We start from the raw sequence: 22367 nt of genomic DNA on the forward strand, positions 1-22367 counted from the left end.
GGTCGGGGCGCGGGTCAGCCGGTGACGCCGTACGGCACCCTCTGGCGCACCCCGGCCGGCACGGGCAGGCGAGGCGCGCTGCGCTGCACCGGGTCCGCCCGGTCCGCCCCGTCCGCAGTGGCGGCCTGCGTGGCGGCGGGCAGGGTCAGCGTCACCCGGTCCTGGAGCAGCGCGGGCGAGGCCCAGCCGGCGAGCGATCCGGCGTACGGGCTGCCGAAGGCCTGGGAGCCGAGCAGCAGGTCCTGCCGGGTGCCGGCGGGCATGGTGGCGGTGGCCCGGACGCCGCTCGGTGCCCGCACGGTGACGGTGTCGCCGACGCGGTACGCCGTCACCCGGCCGGCCTTGACGGCGGTGTTCCAGGCGGCCCGGTCGCGAAGCTCCGCGCCGATCTGCTGCTGGCGGAGGTTGACCAGTGGAGTGCTGGCGGCGTACAGCCCGGCGTAGTCGTCGATGACGCGGTCGAGCACCGGGTAGGCGATGCGGTCCTCGGCGAGGTTGGACTGGTGGATGAAGTGCGGCCGGGGGTCGTTGGAGAGGACGTGGCCGAGGCCGATGCGGACCTCCAGCGGCACGATGTAGTCGGTGTAACCGGTGACCGTATCGAGCGGCTCGTCCAGGCACGTGGTGCCGGCGGCGCTCTCACAGATGCCGCTGCCGCCGTCGGAGGCCCGGGTGTAGATCCAGTTGTACTCGTCGATCTGCTCGGTGGTGCGGCCCGCGTTGTAGAACACGTTCATGGGGTGGCGGGGCACGGTGAGCGCCGGACCGACCTTCCGCTGGCCGCGGTCGCGGGAGTTGTCGGATCCGAGCCAGGTGACGGCGTTGTCGGCGAGGGCGGGGCCGAGGTGGGGGTTGTCGTCGGGCTGCTGCGGCAGGATCTTCAGCCCGGAGTGCTCACCGGTCACCAGCTCGCTGTTCTCCAGGGGCAGTCCGGCGCGTTGTCCCCAGGCGCGGTTGTCGCTGATCTGGGAGGAGATCTCCGCGCGGGTGACGTACTTGGTGCTTCCGTCGGGGTTCTTGGCGCAGACCCAGGGGACGACCGTGACGTCCTGGACGCAACCGAGGAAGGGGTGGTTGTAGGTGTGGTTGATCCACCGGTAGGTGTGTCTGTCGGCGGTCAGCCGCTGCGCCAGCGGGTCGGTGCCGCCGTGCTCCTCCTTGTAGAGCTCGCTGCCGCCGCCGTTGTACGCCAGGTCCAGGGTGAAGTCCTTGGCCGCGGACCACTCGGCCGCGTACTGCGCGTCGGCGGCCGTCATGCGGATCGGGTCGGGCTCACCGCCCTGTCCGGGGGCGCAGTCCACGTCGCCCGGGGTGCAGTTGAGTTCGGTGTCCCAGCGGTCGTCCGCGGCGAAGACGTCGTCGACGTGGACCGCGAAGTAGTTGTGGGACGCGCCCAGCCGCACGCCCTGGGTCATCCAGTCCACGATGCCGCGGGCGAGCAGCCGGAACTGCTGCTGGTACTGGTTGTAGACGAAGCCGACGACCAGTTCGCGCCGGCCGTCGTGGCGGTACTCGCCGACGATCGAACCCCGCTCCGATGTGCCCGGCAGTGGAGCCTCGACGTAACTGGTGAAGTCCGCTCCCGGCAGGGCCTTCGCGACATAACCGTAACTCTCGCCGACCGAGGGCGAGTTGTCCTCGAAGGGGATGCCGCCGTCGAGGTAGCCGAAGGGGCCTGCGGCGCCGGCCGCGGTCACCTCGGCGCGCACGCCGTCCAGTGAACCGCTGTAACCGCCGTTGGCCGGGTGGTGGAGCCCGACCTCGGGCCGGGCGTAGGTGTAGGCGTCGACCTGCGGAACGGCGAAGGTCTTCTCGTACGAGACGAGCGCCTCCATCTCCTTCGAACCGGCCCCGAACGGATTGTCGTTGGGGAGCACCACCGCCTGGTATTTGGCGCGTGGCCGGCCGTCGAGCGTGTCGGAGAGGAAGCCGCTGTCGATCACCGGGCGGTCCTGGCGGGTCAGGTCGACGGTCGTGTACGGAGTTCCCGCGCCGTCAAGTTCGGCGGCGATCGCGGCGGTGGCAGGACCTCCGTCTCCGACCACGAGGACGTTCAGGTCGATGCGCGGTGCCGCCGGGGCCGCCGCGGCCGCGTTCGTTGGCGTGAAGAGCGTCAGTACGAGCGCGGCGGACAGTGTGGATCTCGCGGCCCATCGGACCGTACGGCTTGTGAAGTGCATGGGTCCCTCCCCGGAAGGGCATGCCGGTGGTGTGATGGGCATGCCCTGCCCCCGGCGAGACGGGCGTTCGGCCAGCCGCCGCCTGTGTCCCGCTCTGTCGGATCACATAGTGGGGCCAAGCATGGAGTTTCTGTGAGGGTGGCGTGAAACCTGGCGCGAAACAAACCTGTCCCGCCTATCTCCAGGCCCGATCGGTAGCCCCTCCGGCAACGCCTGCGGAGCCCCCGGCGGCAGAGGTTCCGCCTCTCCGCCACAGCTCAAGGGCGCTGAAAGCGCCTACCGCGCTGACCGGCACACTCAGGTGGTCCAGTCCACAGAAACTTTTCGGGAGTCGGCCACCGATTTCAGCCAGCCCGGACGCCCGGACAGGATCGGTGCGGCCATGCAGGAAAGTGCGTCGGCCGGGTATGCCACGGCTACCCGCCCCGCCCTCGGCCGGAACCCGTCCACCTGGCGGCGCCTCGGTGCCGCACTCGGCAACCGGATGATGCGGGCGTCTTGGTCACCGTGGCGCTCTGGCGAGTGCCGGCGTACACCCGTGCTCTCACCCCGACCTCTCCCGGCGTACGCCGGACCGGGGGTGCTGCACCAGGTTGCGGGCCGGTGCTCGGGTCCCTCGTGGAGGGCGGGCCTTGCGAGGGGCGTCCATCTGCGGCTCTGGAGCAGGTCACCCGATAGGCGAAAGCGGCGGTGGCGCCGAAGGCGACGGCTCCTGCGAGTACGCAGTGGGCGAGTTCACTGCCGGGGTGTGCGTGAGGAAGCCCGCGACTGCGGCCGCCTGGAGACCGATCGCGGACGGCCTGTGCCGCTCGTGCCTGGAGGCGATCCGGCTACTGGACGACGCCGGGTGTGCCCTGGGGATCGAGGGGGCCCAGCCGCGTGATCTCCAGCTGACGGTCGGCGTCCATCACGACCGTGCGGCCTCGGCCCGCCCACTGAGCCGGGCCGGCGGCACCGGCCCGCGCACCAGCGAGGTGTGGAGCCTCGAACTCAAGCAGCGGCGCGTGGGCACTACCTGCGCGGTCGCCTTGTCCGCGGAGCCGTCGCCGGAGGATCCCCCCCCGGAGAGGAGCAGCCGACTGCTGTGGGAGCCGGCGCGGCCAGAGCGACGCCGAGGTGTAAGGGACGGCGTACTGGTCCTCAGGGCTGGAAAGGCGGGGGATTTTGGTCTGCGCAGAGTACGGGTGAGCCGAGGGCCACTCTACCGGCAATGATTTTCATCAGTCTGGTCTCGGAGCCGGCGCGGCGGTGGGAACCGGTATCCCGCCGGGCGCTGTCGGCTGCCGACAGCCCGGAACGCAGCGGTTGTTGACAGTCGGCGCGGCGGATCCGCGGGCAGCCCCCGCGGCCGGCCCTCGCGGCCAGTCCGGCCCTGCCCAGGAACCGACCGGCCGGCATAGCCACCGGCTACTCGGCGACCGGTGTCGCTCTGCCTCTGTCCAGCCGCGACGAATACGGCACCGAAGCCGTGCTCGCAGGTGCGATGACGGCCCGCACCGCCGGGGCGCTGGCCGCGGCCCTGCTCATCGCCCGCCGGCGCCCGCGCTCGGCGGGCCGGACCGCCCTGGCGGGCCCCGCCGCCCACGGATTCGCCCCGCTCAGCCTGATGTTCCCGGTCCACCCCGTCGTGGTGATGGCCGCCCACGCCGTCACCGGGATGGGCATCGAGCTGTTCAACGTGCCCCGGTTCACCGCCACCCAGCGCGAGGTCGCCCCGGACAGGCCGGCCCGTGTGTCCTCCTCGGACTTCCTGCTCTCCTACGGCCCCGCCCCGCTCGGGCTCGCCCTCGTCGCCCCCGTCATCGACACTTTCGGTACCCGGGGTGTCCTTGCGGTCTGTGCTCTGACCTGCTTCGCCGCACCGGCCGCCGCCGCCCTTGTGCCCACCGCCCGCCACTTCTCCCGCCGACCCGCCTCCCGTGCCAACGAGGAGACCAGGAGCGCCACATGAACCGGCTGTCACCGACCACGCACTCACCCGGCCACACTCTCCACCCCTCTGCGTCCGCCGCACCCGCGGGTGTCGTCCCGACTCGCGTGCCCGCCGACCGTGCACCCGAGGCCCGCGCCCTGCTGACCCAGGACGGAGCGGTCGTCCTCACCGGCCACGAGAACACCCCGGACGCCCTGTTCGTCGCCGCGGCCCACCTGTTCGGCAGCCGCCTGCGCGAACTGTTCCCGCATCGTGTGCGCACCTCGCGCGACGGCGATCCGGTCCACCTGCACGCCGACAGTCTCGACGTCGTCGTCGACGTCGGCGGTGTACTCAGCAGGCGGCGCGACCCCGACGAGGACCACGTCCTGGTCCAGTGCGTCCGGCCCGCTCCCTCCGGAGGCGATTCCTTCGCCGTCGACGCGTACGGCTTCGTCGACGACCTCGCGTCAACCGACCCCGCCCTCCTGGACTTCCTCACCGGCACCGACGTCGACCTGTACGGCGAGTGGGCAGGACTGCGCGGACTGCCCGCCACCCCGCGCGTCGGCCGGCACGTCGAGTACACGCGCACCGGTCGGCGCATCGTCCGCCGCACCGGCGGCGCCGCACCGCTGCACCGCGACCCGGACACCGGGCACGTACGCGCCATGCTGGCCCGCTTCCACGAAGCCGTCCACCGTCTCGAACCGTCACTGCCGCGCTTCCGGCTCGCCGAGGGCGACATCCTCGTCCTCGACAACTACCGCTGCTGGCACGGCCGGGACGCACACAACGGCGAGCGCACCGTGCGCATCCTGACCCTGCGCACGGCCGACGCCCACTGAAAGCCGATGCGTGATGCGCGTCATGGGAATGGGCGGGAACCCACCCCGTACCGGCCCCGATTCCGCTCCACGCCTCCACGCGGCCCCGGCTGCCCGGGAACGCAGGCCACCGCAGACTGTGCGGGGGTCGGGCGCGGGGATCGGGCGCGGGCATCAGAAGGGCGGCGAGGCACCGGATCCACCGTCGTCCGCGCCGCTTCGGCAACCCCCGCGGATTCCGGTGAGTTCGAGGGTGTGCTCGACGCCCGCGAACCCCGTCGACCGGACGGCATCGGTGCCCCGGCGCCCGACGACGTCAGCGTCCAGGAGCTGATTCCGGCGGCAGCGCCGGCAGATGAGGTAATGACGGTGGCCGGTGCCCGGTGCCCGGTGTCCGGGCGTTGCCGGTAGAGCCTTTCGCCGACGTCGTCCCGTACGACGTCGGCGGTGCCGGCCCGCTCCAGGTCCGGCAGCGCCCGGTACACGGTGGTGAGCCCTGCGCGGACGCCCGCCGCGCCCACCAGCGCGGGGAGTTCCTGGGCGGAGACGACGCCAGGGGCCTGCGGAGCGGGCTGCCGCGGCTCGCCGGCCCCGGCCCGACAGCGACCGCATGCCGTGGGCGGGGCATGCGGCGGTGTCTCAGGCCGCGGCGGGCACAGGAGTGGACCGGGCCACCACCCGGGCGAGGACGAGTGCCACGAGCGTCAGCCCGCCCAGTACCGCCGCCGTACCGGGGTACCCGCCGAGCGCGAGCCCCACGCCGCCGAGCCCGGCGCCGAGGAAGACACCGAAGCTCATTCCGGCGGCGTTGACGCTGAGTGCCGTGCCGCGCAGGGAGCCGCAGCGTCGTACGAGCAATGTGGTGACGCAGGCCGCCACCGTCGCGTGTCCGGCGCCGACCAGTGCCGTCAGCGGGAGGGCGAGGAACAGTGACCGCGTGAAGAAGACGCCGACCAGGGCGGACAGCGCCACCAGCAACGCCAGTGCCATCAGGCGCTCACAGGGAATCCTCGGCCGTTCGGTGCTCAGCAGTCGTCCGGCGAACAGGTTTCCCAGGAAGAACGACGCGCCGCTGAGCGTCCACACGATCGCGAACGTCTCGGGCCCGAGGCTGAAGCGTTCTTCGTAGAAGGCAGCCAGGTAGGCGAGGTATCCCATGAAGGCCGCCGTCCGCAACATGGCGACCAACAGCAGCGGGACTACTCCGGGCAGGGCTCCCAGCAGCCGGAACGACTCCAGGTATCCCGGCCTCTCCACCCGGTTCGCCGGCTTCCCGGCCTCACCGTCCGCATCGCGGCGACGGCCCCGGAGGAGGAAGTACAGGGCGAGCACGGACGAGATCGCGGCGATGGCCCACAGGTCGCCCTGCCAGCCCCACAGCAGGGCCGGCAGGGCCACGAGCGGCGCTGCGAGGAGGGCCGTCAGCGACTGGGTGGCGGTGATCAGGGTCGCCGCGCGGCCCGCGGCGGCATCGTTGTCGAAGCGGTCGGCGGCGGCCGCCGTGAGCGCCGGGTTCAGTACCGCCGTGCCGGCGCCGACGAGCAGGCAGAACGCCGCCAGGAGCAGGAAATCACCGCTCGCGCCGAGCGCGGCGGAAACGGCCAGGACGGCGAGTCCGCCCGCAGCCGCCCATTCCTTGCGTACGCGGTCGATCAGCGGTGCCAGCGCCGTGCCCACGGCCAGGGCCGCGAGTCCGCCGAGGCCGCGCAGTTGGCCGAGTGATGCGACGCCGCCGTCCGCCGCGTGGGCGATAGGCACGAGGAAGGTGCTGTAGATGGTGAAGGGCACCAGCCCGACGGCCGAGGCGAGCATGAACGGCCAGAGGAGGCGGGTCATTCTCAGATCGCCCGGTACTGCTCCGTCGCCCGCCACAGCCTGCCCCGCGGCCGTGTCGGCGGTCTTACCGGGAGCCTCGGGGGAGGTTGCGGCACCCTGGGTCTCGCTGCTCATGCCTGCTCCGCCCGGTACCGGTACAGCGCGGTGGCGTCGGCGCTGAACTGGGAGAAGGGGAAGGGCTCGGCGGACAGCGCGGTCACGCCGGCGCCCAGGAAGGCGCGCGCGACGGCGCTGCCGGTCTGGGCGTACACCACCAGCGGGAGATCCTGTTTGCGGCAGTGTTCGAGGATCTGGTCGAAGCTGCTGTTGCTGAGGGTCATGCCGGTGGCGACCACGGCGTCCGCCTCGGAGAGCACCTGCGCCATGTCGTCGGTGACGGGGTCGCCCCAGTGGGTGGTGCGCAGGTTGAAGTCGCAGGGCAGCGGGACACCGCCCCGCTCGCGTATCGCGGCGACGAGCGGGTTGACGACGCCGATGAGGGCGACCTTCGCCCCGGGTGCGATGTCGAGGAGCCCGGCGACGGCCGCATCCCTGGCCTGCGCGCGCTCCTCCGGCGTTCCGGTGGGCAGGGTGACCGTCTCGGCGTTCGGGGCGCTGCGATGCGGCTGTACGCGCCCGAGGTAGGCGTCGAGCGCGGCGACGCGCACCGGCGCCGAGTCGTGCCGGATGAGGGTGTCGAGGGTGTGCCCGGAGGCGTCGGCACAGAAGTCGGGGGCGACCTCGCCGGCCTCGAAGGAGCAGGCGCCGAAGGCGTCGCCGGACCTCATCAGCAGGTAGCTGTTGCGGTACGTGACCTGGGTGCCGGCCAGCCGGGTGGTGTGATGAAGCCAGAAGGCGCTGGTGACGGTCAGCTCCTGCGGACGGGGGCCGAAAGCGCCGTCGAGGACGGCCTGCTGCAGCTCGGGTACGGAGTACGGCTGTGAAGGGGACATGTCGGTTCTTTCTCGGGGTGTTGACGGAAGGAAGGGGAAGCCGGGGGAAGGACGGCGAGCCGCTCCGCCCGGTAGGGGAGCGCCGGGAACCCGGGGCGCCCGGCGGGCTGGAAGCGCAGCAGGGGAGAACGCCGGCCCCGGGTCGTCCGGTTGGGGCCGCAGTGGTGCACGGTGAGCCCCGGGAACATCAGCCCCCCAACCGGCCGGTGCCTCGACGGTCACCGCGCCGCTCACATCGGTACGCCCGGTGTCCGCCGGCAGGCCGGTGGGCTCGGACCGGTCCCGCGGCGCTTAGGCCCTCTCGGGCACCAGAACAGGACCGCCCCGCAGCAGCGCGCTGTCGGTCGGTGGCCAGTCCATCGCCGACCACGGGTGCCGCAACCCGTCCTGAGCTGTGACCTCATGGGGCCGCATCGATCCGAGGCCCACGGCGTCGGTGTGCTGGGCGTAGGCGCTGTCGACGTAGCGGTGTCCGGTGTCGGCGGCGAGGAAGACGTACGTCCTGCCGGCGTCGCGCTCCCGCTCCCAGAGCGTGGCGAGGTACGCGGCCCCCGCCGACAGGCCGGCGAAGATGCCGCTGGCCCGCAGGAGTTCGACGGCGCCGGACATGGCGTAGTCGAAGTTCACCCAGTGGATGCGGTCGTACAGGTCGTGCCGGACGTTCTGGAAGGGGATGGAGCTGCCGATACCGGCGATGATCATGTCCGGGTCCGAGACGTGCTCGGCGCCGAAGGTGACGCTGCCGAACGGCTGCACCCCGATGAGCGCCACGTCCCGGCCCGCCTCGCGCAGGTACGTGGCGATGGCGCCGGTGGACGCCCCGGTGCCCACGCCCCCGACGAGCGACAGCGGGCCCTCCGGGACCTCCTTGCGGATGAGGTCGGCGACGTCGCGGTAACCCAGGTAGTGGATGGAGTCGTGATACTGCCGCATCCAGTGGTAGTGCGGGTTCTCGCGCAGCAGTTCACCGATCCGCTCGACGCGCAGGTTCTGGTCCAGGCGCAGGTTTTTGGAGGGGCGGACCTGCTCCAGGGTGGCGCCGAGGATCTCCAGCTGGACACGGAGGGTGCGGTCGACCGTCGTCGAGCCGACGATGTGGCAGTGGAGGCCGTAGCGGTGGCAGGTCAGGGCGAGCGCGTGGGCGTAGATGCCGCTGGAGCTGTCGACGAGGGTGTCACCGGGCTTGACCTGCCCGGTATCCAGCAGGTGGCGTACGGCGCCGAGGGCCGAGTACAGCTTCATGGTCTCGAAACGCAGACAGATCGCGCCCGGGGGGACGGTCACGACGTCCGGTTCCTTGACGGCCTCGGCTATGTGCTCGTGCATGTCTTGTCCTCCCGCTCAGGCGGCGTTGTGGCGGATGAGCTGGAACAGGTACGCCTGGCAGTCGTCGCCCTCCCATGTCTGGCGGTGCAGGATCTCGGGCCGGAACCCGGCGTCGATCCCGTAGCCGACGATTCGCTTGAGTTCCGCGGTGTTGGACACGATCAGGTAGATCTCGCCCTCGGGTGCGAGCAGGTCGCGCGTGACGATCTGGTCGAAGAAGCGCGTGACGATCTCGGCGCCCACACAGACGTTGCGGACCACGGTCGGATCGTCGCTGGTCCGTGTGGAAACCGCGGGCGGGTTGAAGGTGATGACGTCCAGCCGGGACGAGTCCGGGAACTCCTCGAAGAGGTTGGACGCCAAGGGGCGGAAGACGGTGTCCGGCCGGTCCCCGACGATGCGCCGGTAGTGCTCGGCGGCCGTCGCCACGCTGTCCGGGTGGATGTCGGCCGCGTAGATCTCCCGCGCCCCGAGCGTGCCGGCGATGACGGCCTCGACACCGAGGCCGACGCCCATGGCCGCGTACGACCTGCCCTTGACGGGGATCGTGCCGTCCAGCAGCCGGTCGTGCACGATACGGCTGGTGTCGCCCGGCTTGAAGACGCCCGGCGGCAGCGTGAACGCCCAGCCGTTGTAGTCGTACGTCCGGGTGGTGTGGATGTCGGACTTGGAGCTGTTGATCGCGAGGATCTCGTCCGGGGGCAGGGTGTCGGGCAGCGAGTCCAGCAGGGCACGGGCACCGTCCTGAGATGCTGCGGCGCCGGCTGCGGTCCGGTCGGTCATGGGTCCTCCGTGGTCGGGTTGTGTGGTGGAAGCTCGTGAAGTCAGGAACCGGGTGCGGCCGGGACCAGGTCAGTGGCCACCAGGGCCGTACCGAGGTCCATGGCGCGTACGAGGCGCCGGGTCAGGTTGGTCCGTAGAGCTCGCCCCACCTGATCGGGTGTCCCGGTTCCGACGGTGTGGCCGCCGTCGATGACGATGATGTGGTGCGCGACGGCGGCGAGGAGTCCGGGGTCGTGACTCACCCAGAGGAGCGCGGTGCTGTGTTCCTGGCGGTGCCGGGCGAGTTCGGTGAGGACCGCTTCGGTGGCGGCCGGGCCCAGGGCCGTGGCGCCCTTCGCCGCCAGGGTCCGCACCGACTTGTCGGCCTGCACGGTCCGGGTGGGGGCCGGGGCCATCGTGTAGCCGAACTCCGCCCGGCCGGCCCGCGGGGCGTTGCCCCGGGCGTCGACGCCGGCGGACGGGCTCCTCAGCTCGTCGACGTACGCGCCGCCGTCCCCGTGGTGGCCGAACCGTTCGGCGACGAAGGCACGCCCGGCCCGGAAGGACCTCAGCGTGGAAGCCCCCGTTCCCACGGGCTTGGCCGGGTCGGCGTAACGGGAACCGACGAAGGCCGTGCCCAGCGTGCCGAGCGGGGCGGGGAACTCGGCGCCGGGCTGCTTCAGCGCGACCTCCGCGACGTTCTTCCCGGCGCTCCGGCTCTTCTTGAGGTCCATGACGGAGAGCAGGCTCTGTGCGAAGTGGGTGGCCGCCTTGGGGGTGAGGACGCGGCCGAAGGCGAACACCACGTCCTCGGGAGCCAGCGGCTTCCCGTCGTGGGACAGCGCCTCGCGCAGGGTGAACCGCCCTGCCGTCGCGTGGGCGTGGGACACCCGCTTCCGGGCGAGACGCGGCACCGGCGCCATGGTGGCGTCCAGGTCCACGAGCCGGTCGAAGAGGGCCTTGGTGCGGGTCGTGCCGATGGCCAGGGCCTCCGCGTGGGGGTCGACGGTCTCCTGCTCGCCGCCCCCGGTGAACAGCGCGCGGAACTGGCCGCCGCGCCGGGGCTTCCCCTTGCCATCCGCCGCCGGGCCACCGCACCCGGTAAGTGCCAGAACGCCGGCAGCGGCGCCGGTGAGGAATTCTCGGCGCTCGTGGAAGATCGACATGCTGCTCCCGGCAGATCACGTGGTGTGGTCCCCGCACCGCGGCCGCCGGATGGGGCGGAGGGTGCGGGGCTCGAGCAGCATCCACTAGATGAAAATGATTGTCAAGATCGATTAATGATCGTCCAGTCGGCGCTCGGTCGCCGCCCTTTGTCCTGCTCGCCTGCGGGGGCCTCCTGTTGGCCGGCTGCGGTGCCTCCGCCGCCCGTGGCGCTCCGCGTGATCGAGGCCGACGGGCTGAGGGGGCGACGCACCGCCCGACTTCGGCGAGGCCGTCGAGGGGGACGGGCGTGTCTGCCCGAGGATCCCGCGGAAGCCGGCCGGGCTGTTCGCCGGCCGGAAGGTCGAGGCGCTCGCGTCCGAGGGAATCCGGCCGGTGGTGCTCGCAGTGTGACGCCCCGGCGCCGGTAGGACCGCTCTCCTCGGCCGTCATGTGCGAGGTCGACCGGATCGAGGCGCTCCGGGGCGGCGGAGGTCCGGTGCGCGGTGCTCGGGCCGGCTCGATCGCCCTGGCCGCGGGGGAGCCGGCGAAACTCCTGAGCGCTGGCGAACATGTCCCGTTCCGCAAGGGCCCGCAGTGCGGCCTCCCGTTGCCGCGTGATGCGGGGGAAGCCGCGGGTGGCGGGGCGGTCGGTGCTTCGCCGCGCGCGGAGTTGGCGTGACCGGGCGGTTGCCTGCTCCTTGAGCGCCTCCCTCCTCCCGTCAGCTGCTGCCGGTTCCGATCCCGCGCCTTGCGCAAGCGCCGCTTGTCGGGTCCGCGTGAGGGCTTCGGCGGCTTGGCGCGGTGAGGGCCACCGGACAGTAGTATTGATTATCGTTTTCATATACGCTGGTCCCACTGTCACCCTCGGACGGGAGTCTGCATGGAACTGCGCGACGTGGCCGCCGGATTGGCAGAAGGGGCGGAGAGCTTCGACCGGCTGTTCGGCGCGTTGTGGTCGCCGATCGGTAGGGCGACCGTCAGGGCTGCGCGCCTGCGCCCTGGTCTGCACGTGCTCGACGCATGTTGCGGCTCGGGGGCGTCCGCGATTCCGGCCGCCGAGCAGGTCGGCCCGTACGGCGTGATTGACGCAGTCGACCTCGCGGAGTCCTCGCTTGAGCGGGGCCGCGCCAGGGCCGCGATCCGCGGTCTCGCCAACGTGCGCTTCGTGCACGGCGACGTCCTCGACTGGCCCTCGCCCCCCGGTGGTTACGACGCCGTGATGTGTTCGCTCGGGATTTCCTCATTCCCCGACGTGGCGGCAGGAACAGAGCGACTGCTGAGGCTGGTGCGCCCTGGCGGCCGGCTGACCATGGCCATCTGGTCCCAGGGCGCGCTTGGGCCGCTGCCTGAGCTGCTCCATCGGGCCGTCGGGCCAGAGCGGCCGCGCCTTGCCGACGTCCCACGGCCGGCCGATCCGCTCCAACCCCTGGGCACACCCCGGTTGTTCCGGGATTGGCTTGCTGCCCGCTCGCTGTCGTCCATCGGTGTGCAGTACGTTCCGCTCGCTGTGCCCGGTGACCCCGACCTGTTGTGGTCCCTGGTGACCGGCACCGGAGGGAAGGGTCTGCTCGACGGCTTGCCCGTCGCCGCGGTGGAGCGTGTCCGTCGGCGGTTCGCGGCGGGCCTGCTCGCCGAGGGCCGCGACACGATGGACTTCTCCGCGCTTGTGGGCACGGGGACTCTCCGCCGCGTCGCCCCGCCTCGCTGTCCCCGAGGTGCCCGCCCCCTGCTGACCGCCGGCCGGCCCGTCGGGCCGGCGCCGCGGATCGGTTGACCTACAGGAGATTCATGTCCCGCCGCCTGTTCACCTCGGAGTCCCTGACCGAGGGCCACCCCGACAAGATCGCTGACCAGATCAGCGACACGATCCTCGACGCGCTCCTGCGGACCTCCGCCCGGCCGCGAACATCCGTGACCTCGACCTGCCGCGGTCCGGTCTACGCCCAGAGCGCGGCGTACGGCCGCTTCGGCCGCGGGCTTCCCCGCTTCACCTGGGAGTGCACCGACCGCGTCGACGCCCTGCGCGAGGCCGCCGGCATATGAAACGGGAAAGCGAGACGGTGATATCGCCACGCCTGAGCTGGTCGCTCTCGTGGGACGACGGGCGCGTCCTCGCGGTCGATCAACGGGCATTGCCGCGTGAACACCGCCTGCTGCGGCTTGAGACGGTGGACCAGCTGATCGACGCCATCGCGTCGCTCGCCATGCGCGGAGCGCCCGCCATCGGTCTGGCCGGTGCCTTGGGGGTGGCGCTCTCCGCCTGCCGGCACAGCTCGGACGGTAGGACCGACGAGGCGTCCGCGACGGCCGATGCCGCGCGGCTGTCCGCCGCCCGGCCCACCGCCGTCCACCTGGCTTGGGCCGTCCGCCGGGCCGTGAGGCGGCTCGCCGACGGGCCCGAGGCCGTCCTCGCCGAGGCCCTGGCCATGCTGGAGGAGGACGCCACGGCCAACCGGGCCGCCGTCGTACGGGCCGCCGACCTGGTGCAGTCGCTGGTCCCGGACCGGCCGGTGCGCGTCCTCACCCACTGCAACACCGGCCGCCCGGCAACCGCCGCTTCCGGCACCGCACTTGGCGCAATCATGGAGCTGCACGAGCGCGGCCGGGTCGCCGAGGTGCTCGTGGACGAGACCCGGCCGCTGCTCCAGGGAGCCCGGTTCACCGCATGGGAGCTGGGGGAGGCGGGGGCGGCGTACCGGCTGTGCGTGGATTCCGCCGCTGCCGCTGCCATGGCCCGGGGGATGGTGGACTGCGTGCTGGCGGGGGCCGACCGGATCGCGGCGAACGGGGACGTGGCGAACAAGATCGGCACATATGGTCTCGCGGTCGCCGCCGCGCGGCACGGCATCCCCTTCGTGATCGTCGCTCCGGAGTCCTCCTGGGACCGAGAGCCGGCCGACGGCTCGGCAGTCGTGGTCGAGGAGCGCGACCCGGGTGAAGTGACGGGATGCGCGGGAGTCGGGGCCGCCCCCGCCGGCGCCGCCGTGTTCAACCCCGCTTCCGATGTCACCCCGGCCGAGCCGGTCACCGCGACCGTCTCCGAAGACCGGGTGCTCCGCCCCCACGATTCCCGCAGCGCGAGTCACCCGCGTGAGGTGTCGGCATGATTCATACGGTCATCGACGACGGCGAACGCGTACGCGTCGGAAGCGGGCTCGCGGCGGTCTCACGGGCTCTGTACGAGCGCGGCTGGATGCCTGGTACCGCCGGCAACCTCTCGGTGCGCCTGCCGGGCGGGGCGGCCCTGATCACCGCCAGCGGCCAGGGCAAGGGGGACATGACCGCGGAGGACATGGTCGTCGTGCGGGCCGGCACGGGAGAGGAAGCGGCCCCGGGGCAGCTGCGGGCGTCGGCTGAGACGACGATCCACTCCGCGATCTACCGGACCACGGACGCGGGCGCGGTCATCCACGTCCACTCCCCTTACGCCACGGCCGTCGCGTGCCGCACGGGCCGCCGGACGCGCCTGACCTCGCTGCCCATCGAGCGGTTCGAGCTGCTCAAGGGCCTGGGACTGGCCGACCCGACGCGCACCGGGGTGCCCGTCTTCCCCAACTGGCCCGAGGTTCCGCGGATCGCCGCGGACGTGGCCGACTACCTGGCCACCACGCCACAGGCACCTCCAGCCCTTCTCATCACCGACCACGGCATCACCACATGGGGGCACGACCTCGCCCAGGCCCGCAACCGGCTGGAGTGCCTGGAATCAATCTGCCAGCTGCTGCTGCTCACCGGATCCGGGCTGCCCGCGGAAGGAAAGGAAGGCTGATCCCATGACGCTGCTTCAGATCATGTCGGAGGACGACCCCGAGAAGGTGCTGTTGCGCACCCGGGACCACGAGCGCATCACGGAGGCCCTGACCGCCTGCTCGGTGGCTTTCGGCCGCTGGCCGCTGCGCGGCACCATCGCACCGGACACCAGCCCGGGAGACGTGCTGTCCCGCTATCGCACCGAGATCGACGAACTGTGCGCGCACGAGGGGCTGAAACTGGTGGACGTCGCCCAACTCCAGCCGGAGGAAGGGCCGGAAGGGGAGGGAAGCGCGGCCGAGGCGCGCTCGGCCTTCCTCGAGGAACACCGGCACGCCGAGGACGAGGTGCGCTTCTTCGCCCACGGCACGGGGTGCTTCTACCTCCGCCTCGACGGCCGGGTCCACGCAGTGGTGTGCGAGGCGGGCGACCTGCTCTCCGTGCCGGCGGGCACCCGCCACTGGTTCGACATGGGCCCGCGCCCGGAGTTCGTCGCGATCCGCTTCTTCGAGAAGGCGGACGGCTGGGTGGGCGACTTCACCGGCGACCCCATCGCCCAGCGCTTTCCCCGCCTCGACGCACTCCTGGCGCCGGAAGCGGCGACGTGATCGTGTCGACAGTGCGGGCCGTGGTCCTCGACATCGAGGGGACGACCGGCTCCGCCTCCCACGTGCACGACGTGCTCTTCCCCTACGCACGGGAGCGCTTCGCCGGCTGGTTCGCGACCCATCGGGGCGAGCTTCCATGGACACAGCTGATGGAAGAGGTACGGATCCACACCGGTGATCCTCGACTCGACGAGGGCGGGGCCGTCGCGGCGCTGGCCGCCTGGTCCGACCAGGACGTCAAGGCACCCCCGCTGAAGAGGATCCAAGGGCTCATCTGGGCCGAGGGCTACGCCCGCTCCACGCTGACCGGCCATGTCTACGACGACGTGCCCGCCGCCCTGGCCCGATGGAGGCAGTCGGGTATCGGCCGTTACATCTACTCCTCCGGGTCGGCGGCGGCTCAGCGCGACTGGTTCGCGCACAGCAACCACGGCGACCTCAGCGCGCTCCTGGACGGCTACTTCGACCTGTCCGGCGCGGGCGGAAAACAGGAAGCGGAGTCCTACCGGGCCATCACGCGTGCCCTCCGCGTCCCCGCACACGAAACGGTCTTCGTCAGCGACGTGGGAGAGGAACTGGACGCGGCCACCGCCGCAGGGTGGAGGGCTGTGGCCGTACGGCGCCCCGGAGACCCGCGCGGCCCGGAGGTGGCCGGACACCCGACGGTCCCCGCGCTGGACGGCATACGGCTGCACAGGCGAACAAGACGGGGAAAGGAAACACGGACATGAACGTCAGCGGCAGCACTCCGGCGGCCCACATCGGCGTGATCGGAGGCAGTGGCTTCTACGAACTGCTGGCCGACGCGGAGGAGGTCCGGGTCAGCACGCCCTACGGCCCACCGTCCGATGCCCTGATGCTGGGCACGGTCGAGGGGCGGCGGGTGGCTTTCCTGCCCCGGCACGGCCGTGGGCACCGCATCCCGCCACACAAGATCAACTACCGGGCGAACCTCTGGGCGATGCGGTCTGTCGGCGTGCGCCAGATCCTGGCCCCCTGCGCGGTCGGCTCCCTCCGGCGCGAGCTGGGCCCGGGCACCATCGTGGTCCCCGACCAGATGGTGGACCGGACCAGCGGGCGGATCCAGACCTTCTACGACGAGGGCGCCGTCCACGTCTCGTTCGCCGATCCCTACTGCCGGCGCGGCCGCGAAGCGCTCCTCAAAGCAGCTGCCGCAGCCGGGATCGAGGCGGTCGACGGTGGCACGACGGTCGTGGTCGAGGGGCCCCGGTTCTCCACCCGAGCCGAGTCGCAGTGGTTCGCGGCGGCCGGCTGGTCGCTGGTGAACATGACCGGGCACCCCGAGGCGGTCCTGGCTCGGGAACTCGCCCTCGGCTACGCCGCCGTGGCCCTCGTGACCGATCTGGACGCGGGCATCGACGCGGCAGGGAGCGTTGCCCAGGAAGAGGTCTTCAAGGTCTTCGCCGAGAACACCCAGCGCCTGCGCCGCGTCGTCCTCGATGCCGTCGGAATGCTCCCCGAGGGCAACGACGCCCCTTCCGCCCGCGCACTCGACGGCATGACCTTGCCCTTCGAACTGCCCTGAGCCGGTTCACACCGCAACGGGGAACACCGAGCCGCCTCAACGCCGCTGCGCGGAGTCCCGGAGTGTTCGTGGGCGCGGCCCCGGCCGGCTGCCCGGACCTCGCCCCGGTCTTCGGCGCCCTGGTCGTTGTGGCGCTGAGGATCACCGTCCCACTGCGTCGCGCGGGCCGGGCGGACGGGAAAGAGACAAGCGGCGCGTCTGCTTCCGCGTAGCTGGCGCAGGACTGGCGTCCGCCCGGGGCGACGGGCGGACGCCACGAACCCGATGAGTACGTTCCGTTCAATCTGGAAGGCCCAGTTCTATGTCACCGCCAGCAATCTCCCCGCCATCGGCGAGCAGCGGCGCCGATACGTCAGCCGACGCGGCACCCCCCGAACCCGCAACGGGTGTGAGAGGCCGGCTCGCCTCCCGTAAGGACCTGGTGCTTGCCTGCGCCGTTCTGCTCCTCGTCCTCTTCGCCTCGGTCGTGGTGGCCATCGGTCTGGGGGCCGCCGTGATCACGCCGGGGGAGACCGTCCGATATGTGTGGGCGGCTGTCAGCGGCGGCCGCGTCGCCGCGGACGAGGTGACCACGTACCAGATCATCTGGCAGATCCGTACGCCACGGGTGCTGCTCGCGGCGCTCGTGGGGGCTGGGCTGAGCGCGATCGGCGTGGCCATCCAGGCCATGGTGCGCAACGCGCTCGCCGACCCCTTCGTGCTGGGCGTCTCCTCGGGCGCGTCCGTCGGAGCCGTCGGTGTCACGGTCACCGGGGGACTGGCGGCGCTGGGCATCTACGCGGTGTCGGCCGGTGCCTTCATCGGGGCCCTGGTCGCGTCGTTCCTGGTGTATGTCGCCTCTTCCAGCCGGGGCGCGCTCTCCCCGCTGCGTCTCGTCCTGACGGGCGTGGCCATGTCGCTGGGCTTCCAAGCCGTGATGAGCCTGATCATCTACTTCGCGCCGGACAGCGAAGCGACCAGCATGGTCCTGTACTGGACGATGGGCAGCTTCGGCGCCGCGAACTGGGGTGCGCTCCCGGTCGTGTCCGTGGTCGTCATTCTCGGCCTGGCCGTGTTGTACCGGTACGGCCGGGCGCTGGACGTGCTGGCCCTCGGGGACGAAACCGCCGCGAGTCTGGGCGTCAACCCCGACCGGCACCGCAAGGCCCTGCTCGTCCTGGCCTCGCTCGTGACGGGAGTGATGGTCGCCGTCAGTGGCGCCATCGCCTTCGTCGGACTGGTCATGCCCCATCTGGTGCGCATGGTCGTCGGCGCCACCCATGCCCGCGTACTGGCCGTGGCACCACTGGCCGGAGCGATCTTCATGGTGTGGGTCGACCTGGTGTCCCGGACGCTGGTGGCACCGCGCGAGCTGCCCCTGGGCGTCATCACCGCACTCATCGGGGTGCCGGTGTTCATCACCTTGATGCGCCGCAAGGGCTACATGTTCGGAGGACGTTGAGATGGACCTCAGGCTTGACGGGCTCTCGGTGGTGACCGACGGCAAGAGCCTGGTACGCGACCTGTCCCTGGACGTGGCAAGTGGCCGGGTCGTGGGCCTGGTCGGACCCAACGGCAGCGGCAAGTCCACCGCCCTCAGGTGCGTGTACCGCGCGCTCCGCCCCAGCTCCGGCACCGTCTGGGTGGGCGAGCAGCAACTCTCCGGCCTGACGATGCGCCGCTCCGCGCAGGTCATCGCGGCCATGACCCAGGACGGCTCCGTCGACCTCGACTTCACGGTCGATGAGGTCATCGCACTCGGACGCACGCCGCACCTTCAGGGCAACCAGGCCCTCAACCGCCGGGAGCGGGAGCTGTGCGAACGGGTGATGGACCAGCTCGACATCCGCCACCTCGCCCGGCGCGGAGTCCTGACGCTCTCGGGCGGGGAACGCCAGCGTGTCCTGCTGGCCCGGGCGCTCGTCCAGGAGCCGAAGATCCTGGTACTCGACGAGCCGACCAACCACCTCGACGTACGCCACCAGGTCGAACTGCTCTCGCTCCTGCGTGGCTCAGGACTCACCGTCCTGGTCGTGCTGCACGACCTCAACCTCGCCGCAGCCGCCTGCGACCGCCTCGGTGTGCTCTGCGAAGGCCGCCTTGTCGCCACCGGCACGCCCGAGGACGTCCTCACCACGGAGCTCGTCGACGAGGTGTTCGGCGTCAAGGCCAGCATCGTGTCCCACCCGCTGACGGGTGATCCGCAGTTGTTGTATTCGCTCCCTCCCTTCCTGTGAAAGGCATCACCACGTCATGATCACGAACCGATTCCCCGGCTCGGTGCGGCAGCACACCGCCCTCGGCTCCGCACTCGCGGCCGCCCTGCTGCTCAGCGGCTGCGGCGCCGAGATCGAGCCGGACGCCAAGGCGCCCGAGAAGGTCACCGTCAAAAGGTGCGGTGAGCCGGTCGCCTACACGATCCCCAAGCGCGCCGTGGCATACGAAGGCGGAAGCGCCGACAAGCTGTTCAGCCTCGGCCTGGCCGACCACGTCTACGGCTACGTGATGCCGCCGGCGAACCCGCCGGTGGAGGAGTCACCGTGGGCGGGCGACTACGCCAAGGTGAAGATGCTCAGTGACGATCTCCTCAACAAGGAACTCGTCGTCGAGGCCAAGTCCGACTTCGTCGTGGCCGGCTGGAATTCGGGCTTCAAGGATGAGCGGGGCATCACCCCGGAGATCCTGGACAAGCTCGGGATCCAGAGCTTCATGCACAGCGAGAGCTGCTTCAACTACCCCAAGTACCCGGAGAAGCTCACCCCCTTCGAAGCCCTTTACACCGACCTCGATCGGCTGGGCAGGATTTTCCAGGTCGGGGACAAGGCGGATGAGGTCGTCGGTGGGCTGAAGAAGCGCGTGGAGGCCGTCAAGGCGAAGGCGCCCAAGGGCGATCCGGTGCCGGTCTTCCTCTATGACTCGGGCACCGACCAGCCTTTCACCGCGGGCAACCAGGTCCCGCCCAACGACATCATCAAGACCGCCGGCGGCAAGAACGTCTTCGACGGCCTCGACCAGCGGTGGACGCAGGTGAACTGGGAGGCCGTTGCCGAAGCGGAGCCGGAAGTCATCATGATCCTCGACTACGGGGACCTGCCTGCCCAGAAGAAGATCGACTTCCTGAAGAAGTCCCCTCACACGAAGGGGTTGCCCGCTGTCAGGAAGAACAAATTCTTCATCCTCGACTACAACGAGGGCGTCAGCGGGCCGCGCAACATCGACGGTCTGGAGAAGTTCGCGAAGTATGTGCGTGAGTTCCAGAGCTGACCGAGTCGCAGCGTGCCAGGGCCGTGTCCGATCCGCACGGCCCTGGCGCTCCGAGCCGCAAGCGCTGAGCCCGGACGGCTGCCCCGTCGGGGAAAGCGCCGCGGCGGACCGCGTCGCGGCAGCCGTCACCGTCAGTGGCATGGATCGCCTGCGGGCGGCGGAGGGCCGGTTCCCGGACGCCTCCAGAAGCACCGGGTAGTTGTCCCGTCCGGGCCCGCGGATCACCGACCGGAGAACAGGCAGCACCTCGTGCGTGATCACCGCGTCGAACCGGGCATGCGCGGCAGAGCGCGCGTAGGCCCGCACCGCGGCCGCCCGCACCTCGTCCGCCGCGCCTTCGTCCACCTCCTGCGCCGCCCGCTGCACTGCCCCTCGGGGTACGTATCCGTGCTCGTCGCGTGATCCCCTCCGCGTCGTTGCCGTCCCTCGCGGACACTCCTCCTTGATCAACGGTCTGCGCCGTGCTCTTGACGCCCGCGTCACCATGGCGCGTTGCTCCGGGGTGAGGAGGCGTAGTGCTCCCACCGAGGAGATGAGTAGGGCGACTCATGTCCGGTCGGTGCCTGGCCCCGACAATGAAGATCAACATTGTCGAGGCCAGGAGCCCGCTCATGCTCAGCCGCATCGCCGATACCCTGGTGCCCGTCGTCGGCCGCCTGTCGGTGACCACCGACCCCGGCACCGAACTCGCGCCGGGCAGCATCATCGCCGCCAACCACACTTCCCTCGCCGACCCCGCCGTCGTGGTCGCCGCCCTCCATCGCCTGGGTGTCGAGCCGGTCATCATGGCGGCAGCGGGACTATGGCGCGTCCCGCTGCTGGGGCGCGCGCTCGCCCGCGAAGGACACATTCCCGTCTTCCGCCGAGACCGGCGCGCCGCGGCCGCGCTGGACGCTGCGGCAGAGGCCCTGGAGCAGGGACGGCTGGTCCTCATCTACGCCGAGGGCGGCCTGCCCCGCCGCAAAGACGCCGCGGAAGCGGCCCCCGGAACTTTCCGCAGTGGCCTGGCCCGGCTCGCCGAGCGCACCGGCGCCCCCGTCGTACCCGTGGGCCAGGCCGGCGCCCGCCGGGTCACCTCGGGCGGCACCGCCAAGCAGCTCGCCGGCCTGGTCACAGCGCCTCTGCGCCGACCGGACCTTCACGTGCACGTGGGCGCGCCGCTTGAACTGACCGGCGGCCGCGCCGTCCAGACAGCGCGGGCCCGCGCCGCGGTGACCACCGCGTGGCGGACAGCCGTCTCCCATCTGGGCGAGCCCGCCGCGCTCGCCGCGTAGGTCCCTGCCGCCCGCCCGCCGTCTCCGGCACCAGCACTGGATCGATCCGGCCCGCCTGCTCGCCGCACCTGTCACCTACGACGGCGAGCAACCGTTGCCGAGTTCCGAGAGCGCCCATGCGGCGTGTCGCCCCTACGTGTCGCCCCTGGCGCTTGGTCGCGGTGCCGGGGAATGCGGTTCGCGGGGTCCGCCGGCTCGGAAGTCGTGCTCCACCAGGGGCTGTCCCGCGGAAGGCTGTCAGTCCTCGTTCATAGGATCACCGCATGTCTGATGCCTTCACCGTCCTGTGGACCCATGACACGTGCCGCGCCCTGCGTAAGGCGGGTCGCGTGGGCGAGCGGCCACCGGTGGCCTTCAGCGGCGTCCACTCCTCCCTGCCCGCCTGGTCGGGTGCCCGCGCTGGGGACGAGGCGTACGCGTTGCACGTCAACCGGTGCGTCGTGTACGTGGTGAGCCGGATGCGGGTGATCGACATGGAGCGGCGCGACTGCTGCGGCACCGGCCCCGCAACGTGGCAGGACCCGGCGTTTCCCGGGCACAGCAACTGGTCGATGCTCGGTGCCGACGGCTGCGGCGCCACGGCGGTGCACGTGGACGCGACACCCGTGCGCTTCGATATGCCGATCCCCGGCGATCTTCTGACGCGGCTTACCTGGCGTAACCGCCGAGGCCGGACCCGCAGTCTGAAGTACATGGCGGAGGGCCGCCTCGAACGCTCGATCAGCCTCCAGGGGTTCTACCGTCTGACCTCCGAGTCCGCCGGCGAGTTGGCGGAGGTCTTCGGCGACGCCTTGTGAACGGCCGGGTGTCACGGCCTGACACGGACATCCAGCGAGACGCGGTGCTCTTGTCACTGACCCCTATCCGCTCTTGGCTGCCGGCGCCGTAGCCACCGGGTGCGCGCCCGGAACCGACTGCTACGCGGCCGCGTTGTCGCCGGGGGTTTCGTGGGTGTGCCTGAGTGCCATCCGCGCCTCACCACCTCGCTCTTGTCCGCCGTGTCCCGGAAGGGGTGCGTGGCGGCG

19 protein-coding genes and 3 pseudogenes are annotated in these 22367 nt (G+C 71.3%); 16 read left to right on the plus strand and 6 right to left on the minus strand.

Annotated elements, in window-relative coordinates:
- Window positions 1-14 precede the first annotated feature (14 nt).
- Window positions 15-2180 (minus strand): hypothetical protein, encoded by a 2166-nt coding sequence (locus ACWDZ4_RS14005; RefSeq protein WP_451508626.1) that lies wholly within the window; start codon window positions 2178-2180, stop codon window positions 15-17.
- Window positions 2181-3570: 1390 nt separating this feature from the next.
- Here ACWDZ4_RS14005 and ACWDZ4_RS14010 point away from each other — a divergent pair.
- Both ACWDZ4_RS14010 and ACWDZ4_RS14015 read left to right on the plus strand, forming a co-directional pair.
- Window positions 3571-4131 (plus strand): annotated as a pseudogene (locus ACWDZ4_RS14010) (MFS transporter); the annotation flags it as partial.
- An 86-nt stretch (window positions 4132-4217) separates the two neighbouring features.
- Window positions 4218-4940 (plus strand): TauD/TfdA family dioxygenase, encoded by a 723-nt coding sequence (locus ACWDZ4_RS14015; protein ID WP_451508627.1) that lies wholly within the window; start codon window positions 4218-4220, stop codon window positions 4938-4940.
- A 618-nt stretch (window positions 4941-5558) separates the two neighbouring features.
- Here the strand turns inward: ACWDZ4_RS14015 and ACWDZ4_RS14020 are convergent.
- The 5 genes from ACWDZ4_RS14020 to ACWDZ4_RS14040 all read right to left on the minus strand — a co-directional run bounded on the left by ACWDZ4_RS14020 (window position 5559) and on the right by ACWDZ4_RS14040 (window position 10941).
- Window positions 5559-6869 (minus strand): MFS transporter, encoded by a 1311-nt coding sequence (locus ACWDZ4_RS14020; protein WP_451508628.1) that lies wholly within the window; start codon window positions 6867-6869, stop codon window positions 5559-5561.
- A complete protein-coding gene (locus ACWDZ4_RS14025; RefSeq protein WP_451508629.1) occupies window positions 6866-7687 on the minus strand; it encodes a Rossmann-like domain-containing protein in 822 nt (273 codons plus the stop codon). The genes ACWDZ4_RS14020 and ACWDZ4_RS14025 overlap by 4 nt, the downstream gene beginning before the upstream one ends.
- Before the next feature lie 291 nt (window positions 7688-7978).
- On the minus strand, window positions 7979-9013 hold the full coding sequence (locus ACWDZ4_RS14030) for a pyridoxal-phosphate dependent enzyme (RefSeq protein WP_451508630.1): 1035 nt from the start codon (window positions 9011-9013) through the stop codon (window positions 7979-7981).
- Window positions 9014-9028: 15 nt separating this feature from the next.
- On the minus strand, window positions 9029-9796 hold the full coding sequence (locus ACWDZ4_RS14035; protein WP_451508631.1) for a methyltransferase: 768 nt from the start codon (window positions 9794-9796) through the stop codon (window positions 9029-9031).
- A gap of 41 nt (window positions 9797-9837) precedes the next feature.
- Window positions 9838-10941 (minus strand): ABC transporter substrate-binding protein, encoded by a 1104-nt coding sequence (locus ACWDZ4_RS14040; RefSeq protein WP_451508632.1) that lies wholly within the window; start codon window positions 10939-10941, stop codon window positions 9838-9840.
- A gap of 860 nt (window positions 10942-11801) precedes the next feature.
- On the opposite strand from ACWDZ4_RS14040, the gene ACWDZ4_RS14045 reads away from it, so the two are divergent.
- The 14 genes and pseudogenes from ACWDZ4_RS14045 (at window position 11802) to ACWDZ4_RS14110 (ending at window position 22139) form a co-directional block, all read left to right on the plus strand.
- Window positions 11802-12695 (plus strand): class I SAM-dependent methyltransferase, encoded by an 894-nt coding sequence (locus ACWDZ4_RS14045; protein WP_451508633.1) that lies wholly within the window; start codon window positions 11802-11804, stop codon window positions 12693-12695.
- 14 nt (window positions 12696-12709) lie between these two features.
- Window positions 12710-12835: pseudogene (locus tag ACWDZ4_RS14050) on the plus strand (S-adenosylmethionine synthetase N-terminal domain-containing protein); the annotation flags it as partial.
- A pseudogene (locus tag ACWDZ4_RS14055) lies at window positions 12808-12964 on the plus strand (methionine adenosyltransferase domain-containing protein); the annotation flags it as partial. The pseudogenes ACWDZ4_RS14050 and ACWDZ4_RS14055, both read left to right, overlap by 28 nt.
- Before the next feature lie 17 nt (window positions 12965-12981).
- Window positions 12982-14028 carry an S-methyl-5-thioribose-1-phosphate isomerase gene (gene mtnA, locus ACWDZ4_RS14060; RefSeq protein ID WP_451508634.1) on the plus strand — a complete coding sequence of 349 codons (1047 nt, stop codon included), beginning with the start codon at window positions 12982-12984 and terminating at the stop codon, window positions 14026-14028.
- On the plus strand, window positions 14025-14690 hold the full coding sequence (gene mtnB / locus ACWDZ4_RS14065) for a methylthioribulose 1-phosphate dehydratase (protein ID WP_451508635.1): 666 nt from the start codon (window positions 14025-14027) through the stop codon (window positions 14688-14690). Before mtnA ends, mtnB begins: the two co-directional genes overlap by 4 nt.
- A gap of 4 nt (window positions 14691-14694) precedes the next feature.
- Window positions 14695-15279 carry a 1,2-dihydroxy-3-keto-5-methylthiopentene dioxygenase gene (locus ACWDZ4_RS14070; protein ID WP_451508636.1) on the plus strand — a complete coding sequence of 195 codons (585 nt, stop codon included), beginning with the start codon at window positions 14695-14697 and terminating at the stop codon, window positions 15277-15279.
- Window positions 15276-16010, plus strand: coding sequence for an acireductone synthase (gene mtnC, locus ACWDZ4_RS14075; RefSeq protein ID WP_451508637.1), 735 nt, complete (start codon window positions 15276-15278; stop codon window positions 16008-16010). Before ACWDZ4_RS14070 ends, mtnC begins: the two co-directional genes overlap by 4 nt.
- Window positions 16007-16825: an S-methyl-5'-thioadenosine phosphorylase gene (locus tag ACWDZ4_RS14080; RefSeq protein WP_451508638.1), complete on the plus strand. Its 819-nt coding sequence runs from the start codon at window positions 16007-16009 to the stop codon at window positions 16823-16825. Before mtnC ends, ACWDZ4_RS14080 begins: the two co-directional genes overlap by 4 nt.
- 421 nt (window positions 16826-17246) lie before the next feature.
- On the plus strand, window positions 17247-18266 hold the full coding sequence (locus ACWDZ4_RS14085) for a FecCD family ABC transporter permease (RefSeq protein ID WP_451508639.1): 1020 nt from the start codon (window positions 17247-17249) through the stop codon (window positions 18264-18266).
- 1 nt (window position 18267) lies between these two features.
- Window positions 18268-19041 (plus strand): ABC transporter ATP-binding protein, encoded by a 774-nt coding sequence (locus ACWDZ4_RS14090; protein WP_451508640.1) that lies wholly within the window; start codon window positions 18268-18270, stop codon window positions 19039-19041.
- A 16-nt stretch (window positions 19042-19057) separates the two neighbouring features.
- Complete coding sequence (locus ACWDZ4_RS14095) at window positions 19058-20068, plus strand: ABC transporter substrate-binding protein (RefSeq protein ID WP_451508641.1); 1011 nt, start codon at window positions 19058-19060, stop codon at window positions 20066-20068.
- 249 nt (window positions 20069-20317) lie between these two features.
- Window positions 20318-20470: a hypothetical protein gene (locus ACWDZ4_RS14100; RefSeq protein ID WP_451508642.1), complete on the plus strand. Its 153-nt coding sequence runs from the start codon at window positions 20318-20320 to the stop codon at window positions 20468-20470.
- A gap of 209 nt (window positions 20471-20679) precedes the next feature.
- Window positions 20680-21342, plus strand: a complete 663-nt coding sequence (locus ACWDZ4_RS14105) for a lysophospholipid acyltransferase family protein (protein WP_451508643.1) — start codon at window positions 20680-20682, stop codon at window positions 21340-21342.
- Window positions 21343-21605: 263 nt separating this feature from the next.
- Entirely contained in the window at window positions 21606-22139 is a 534-nt protein-coding gene (locus tag ACWDZ4_RS14110; protein WP_451508644.1) for a hypothetical protein, read from the plus strand.
- The last annotated feature ends 228 nt before the right edge of the window (window positions 22140-22367 follow it).

The sequence above is a fragment of the Streptomyces sp. NPDC003016 genome, from assembly GCF_053591455.1.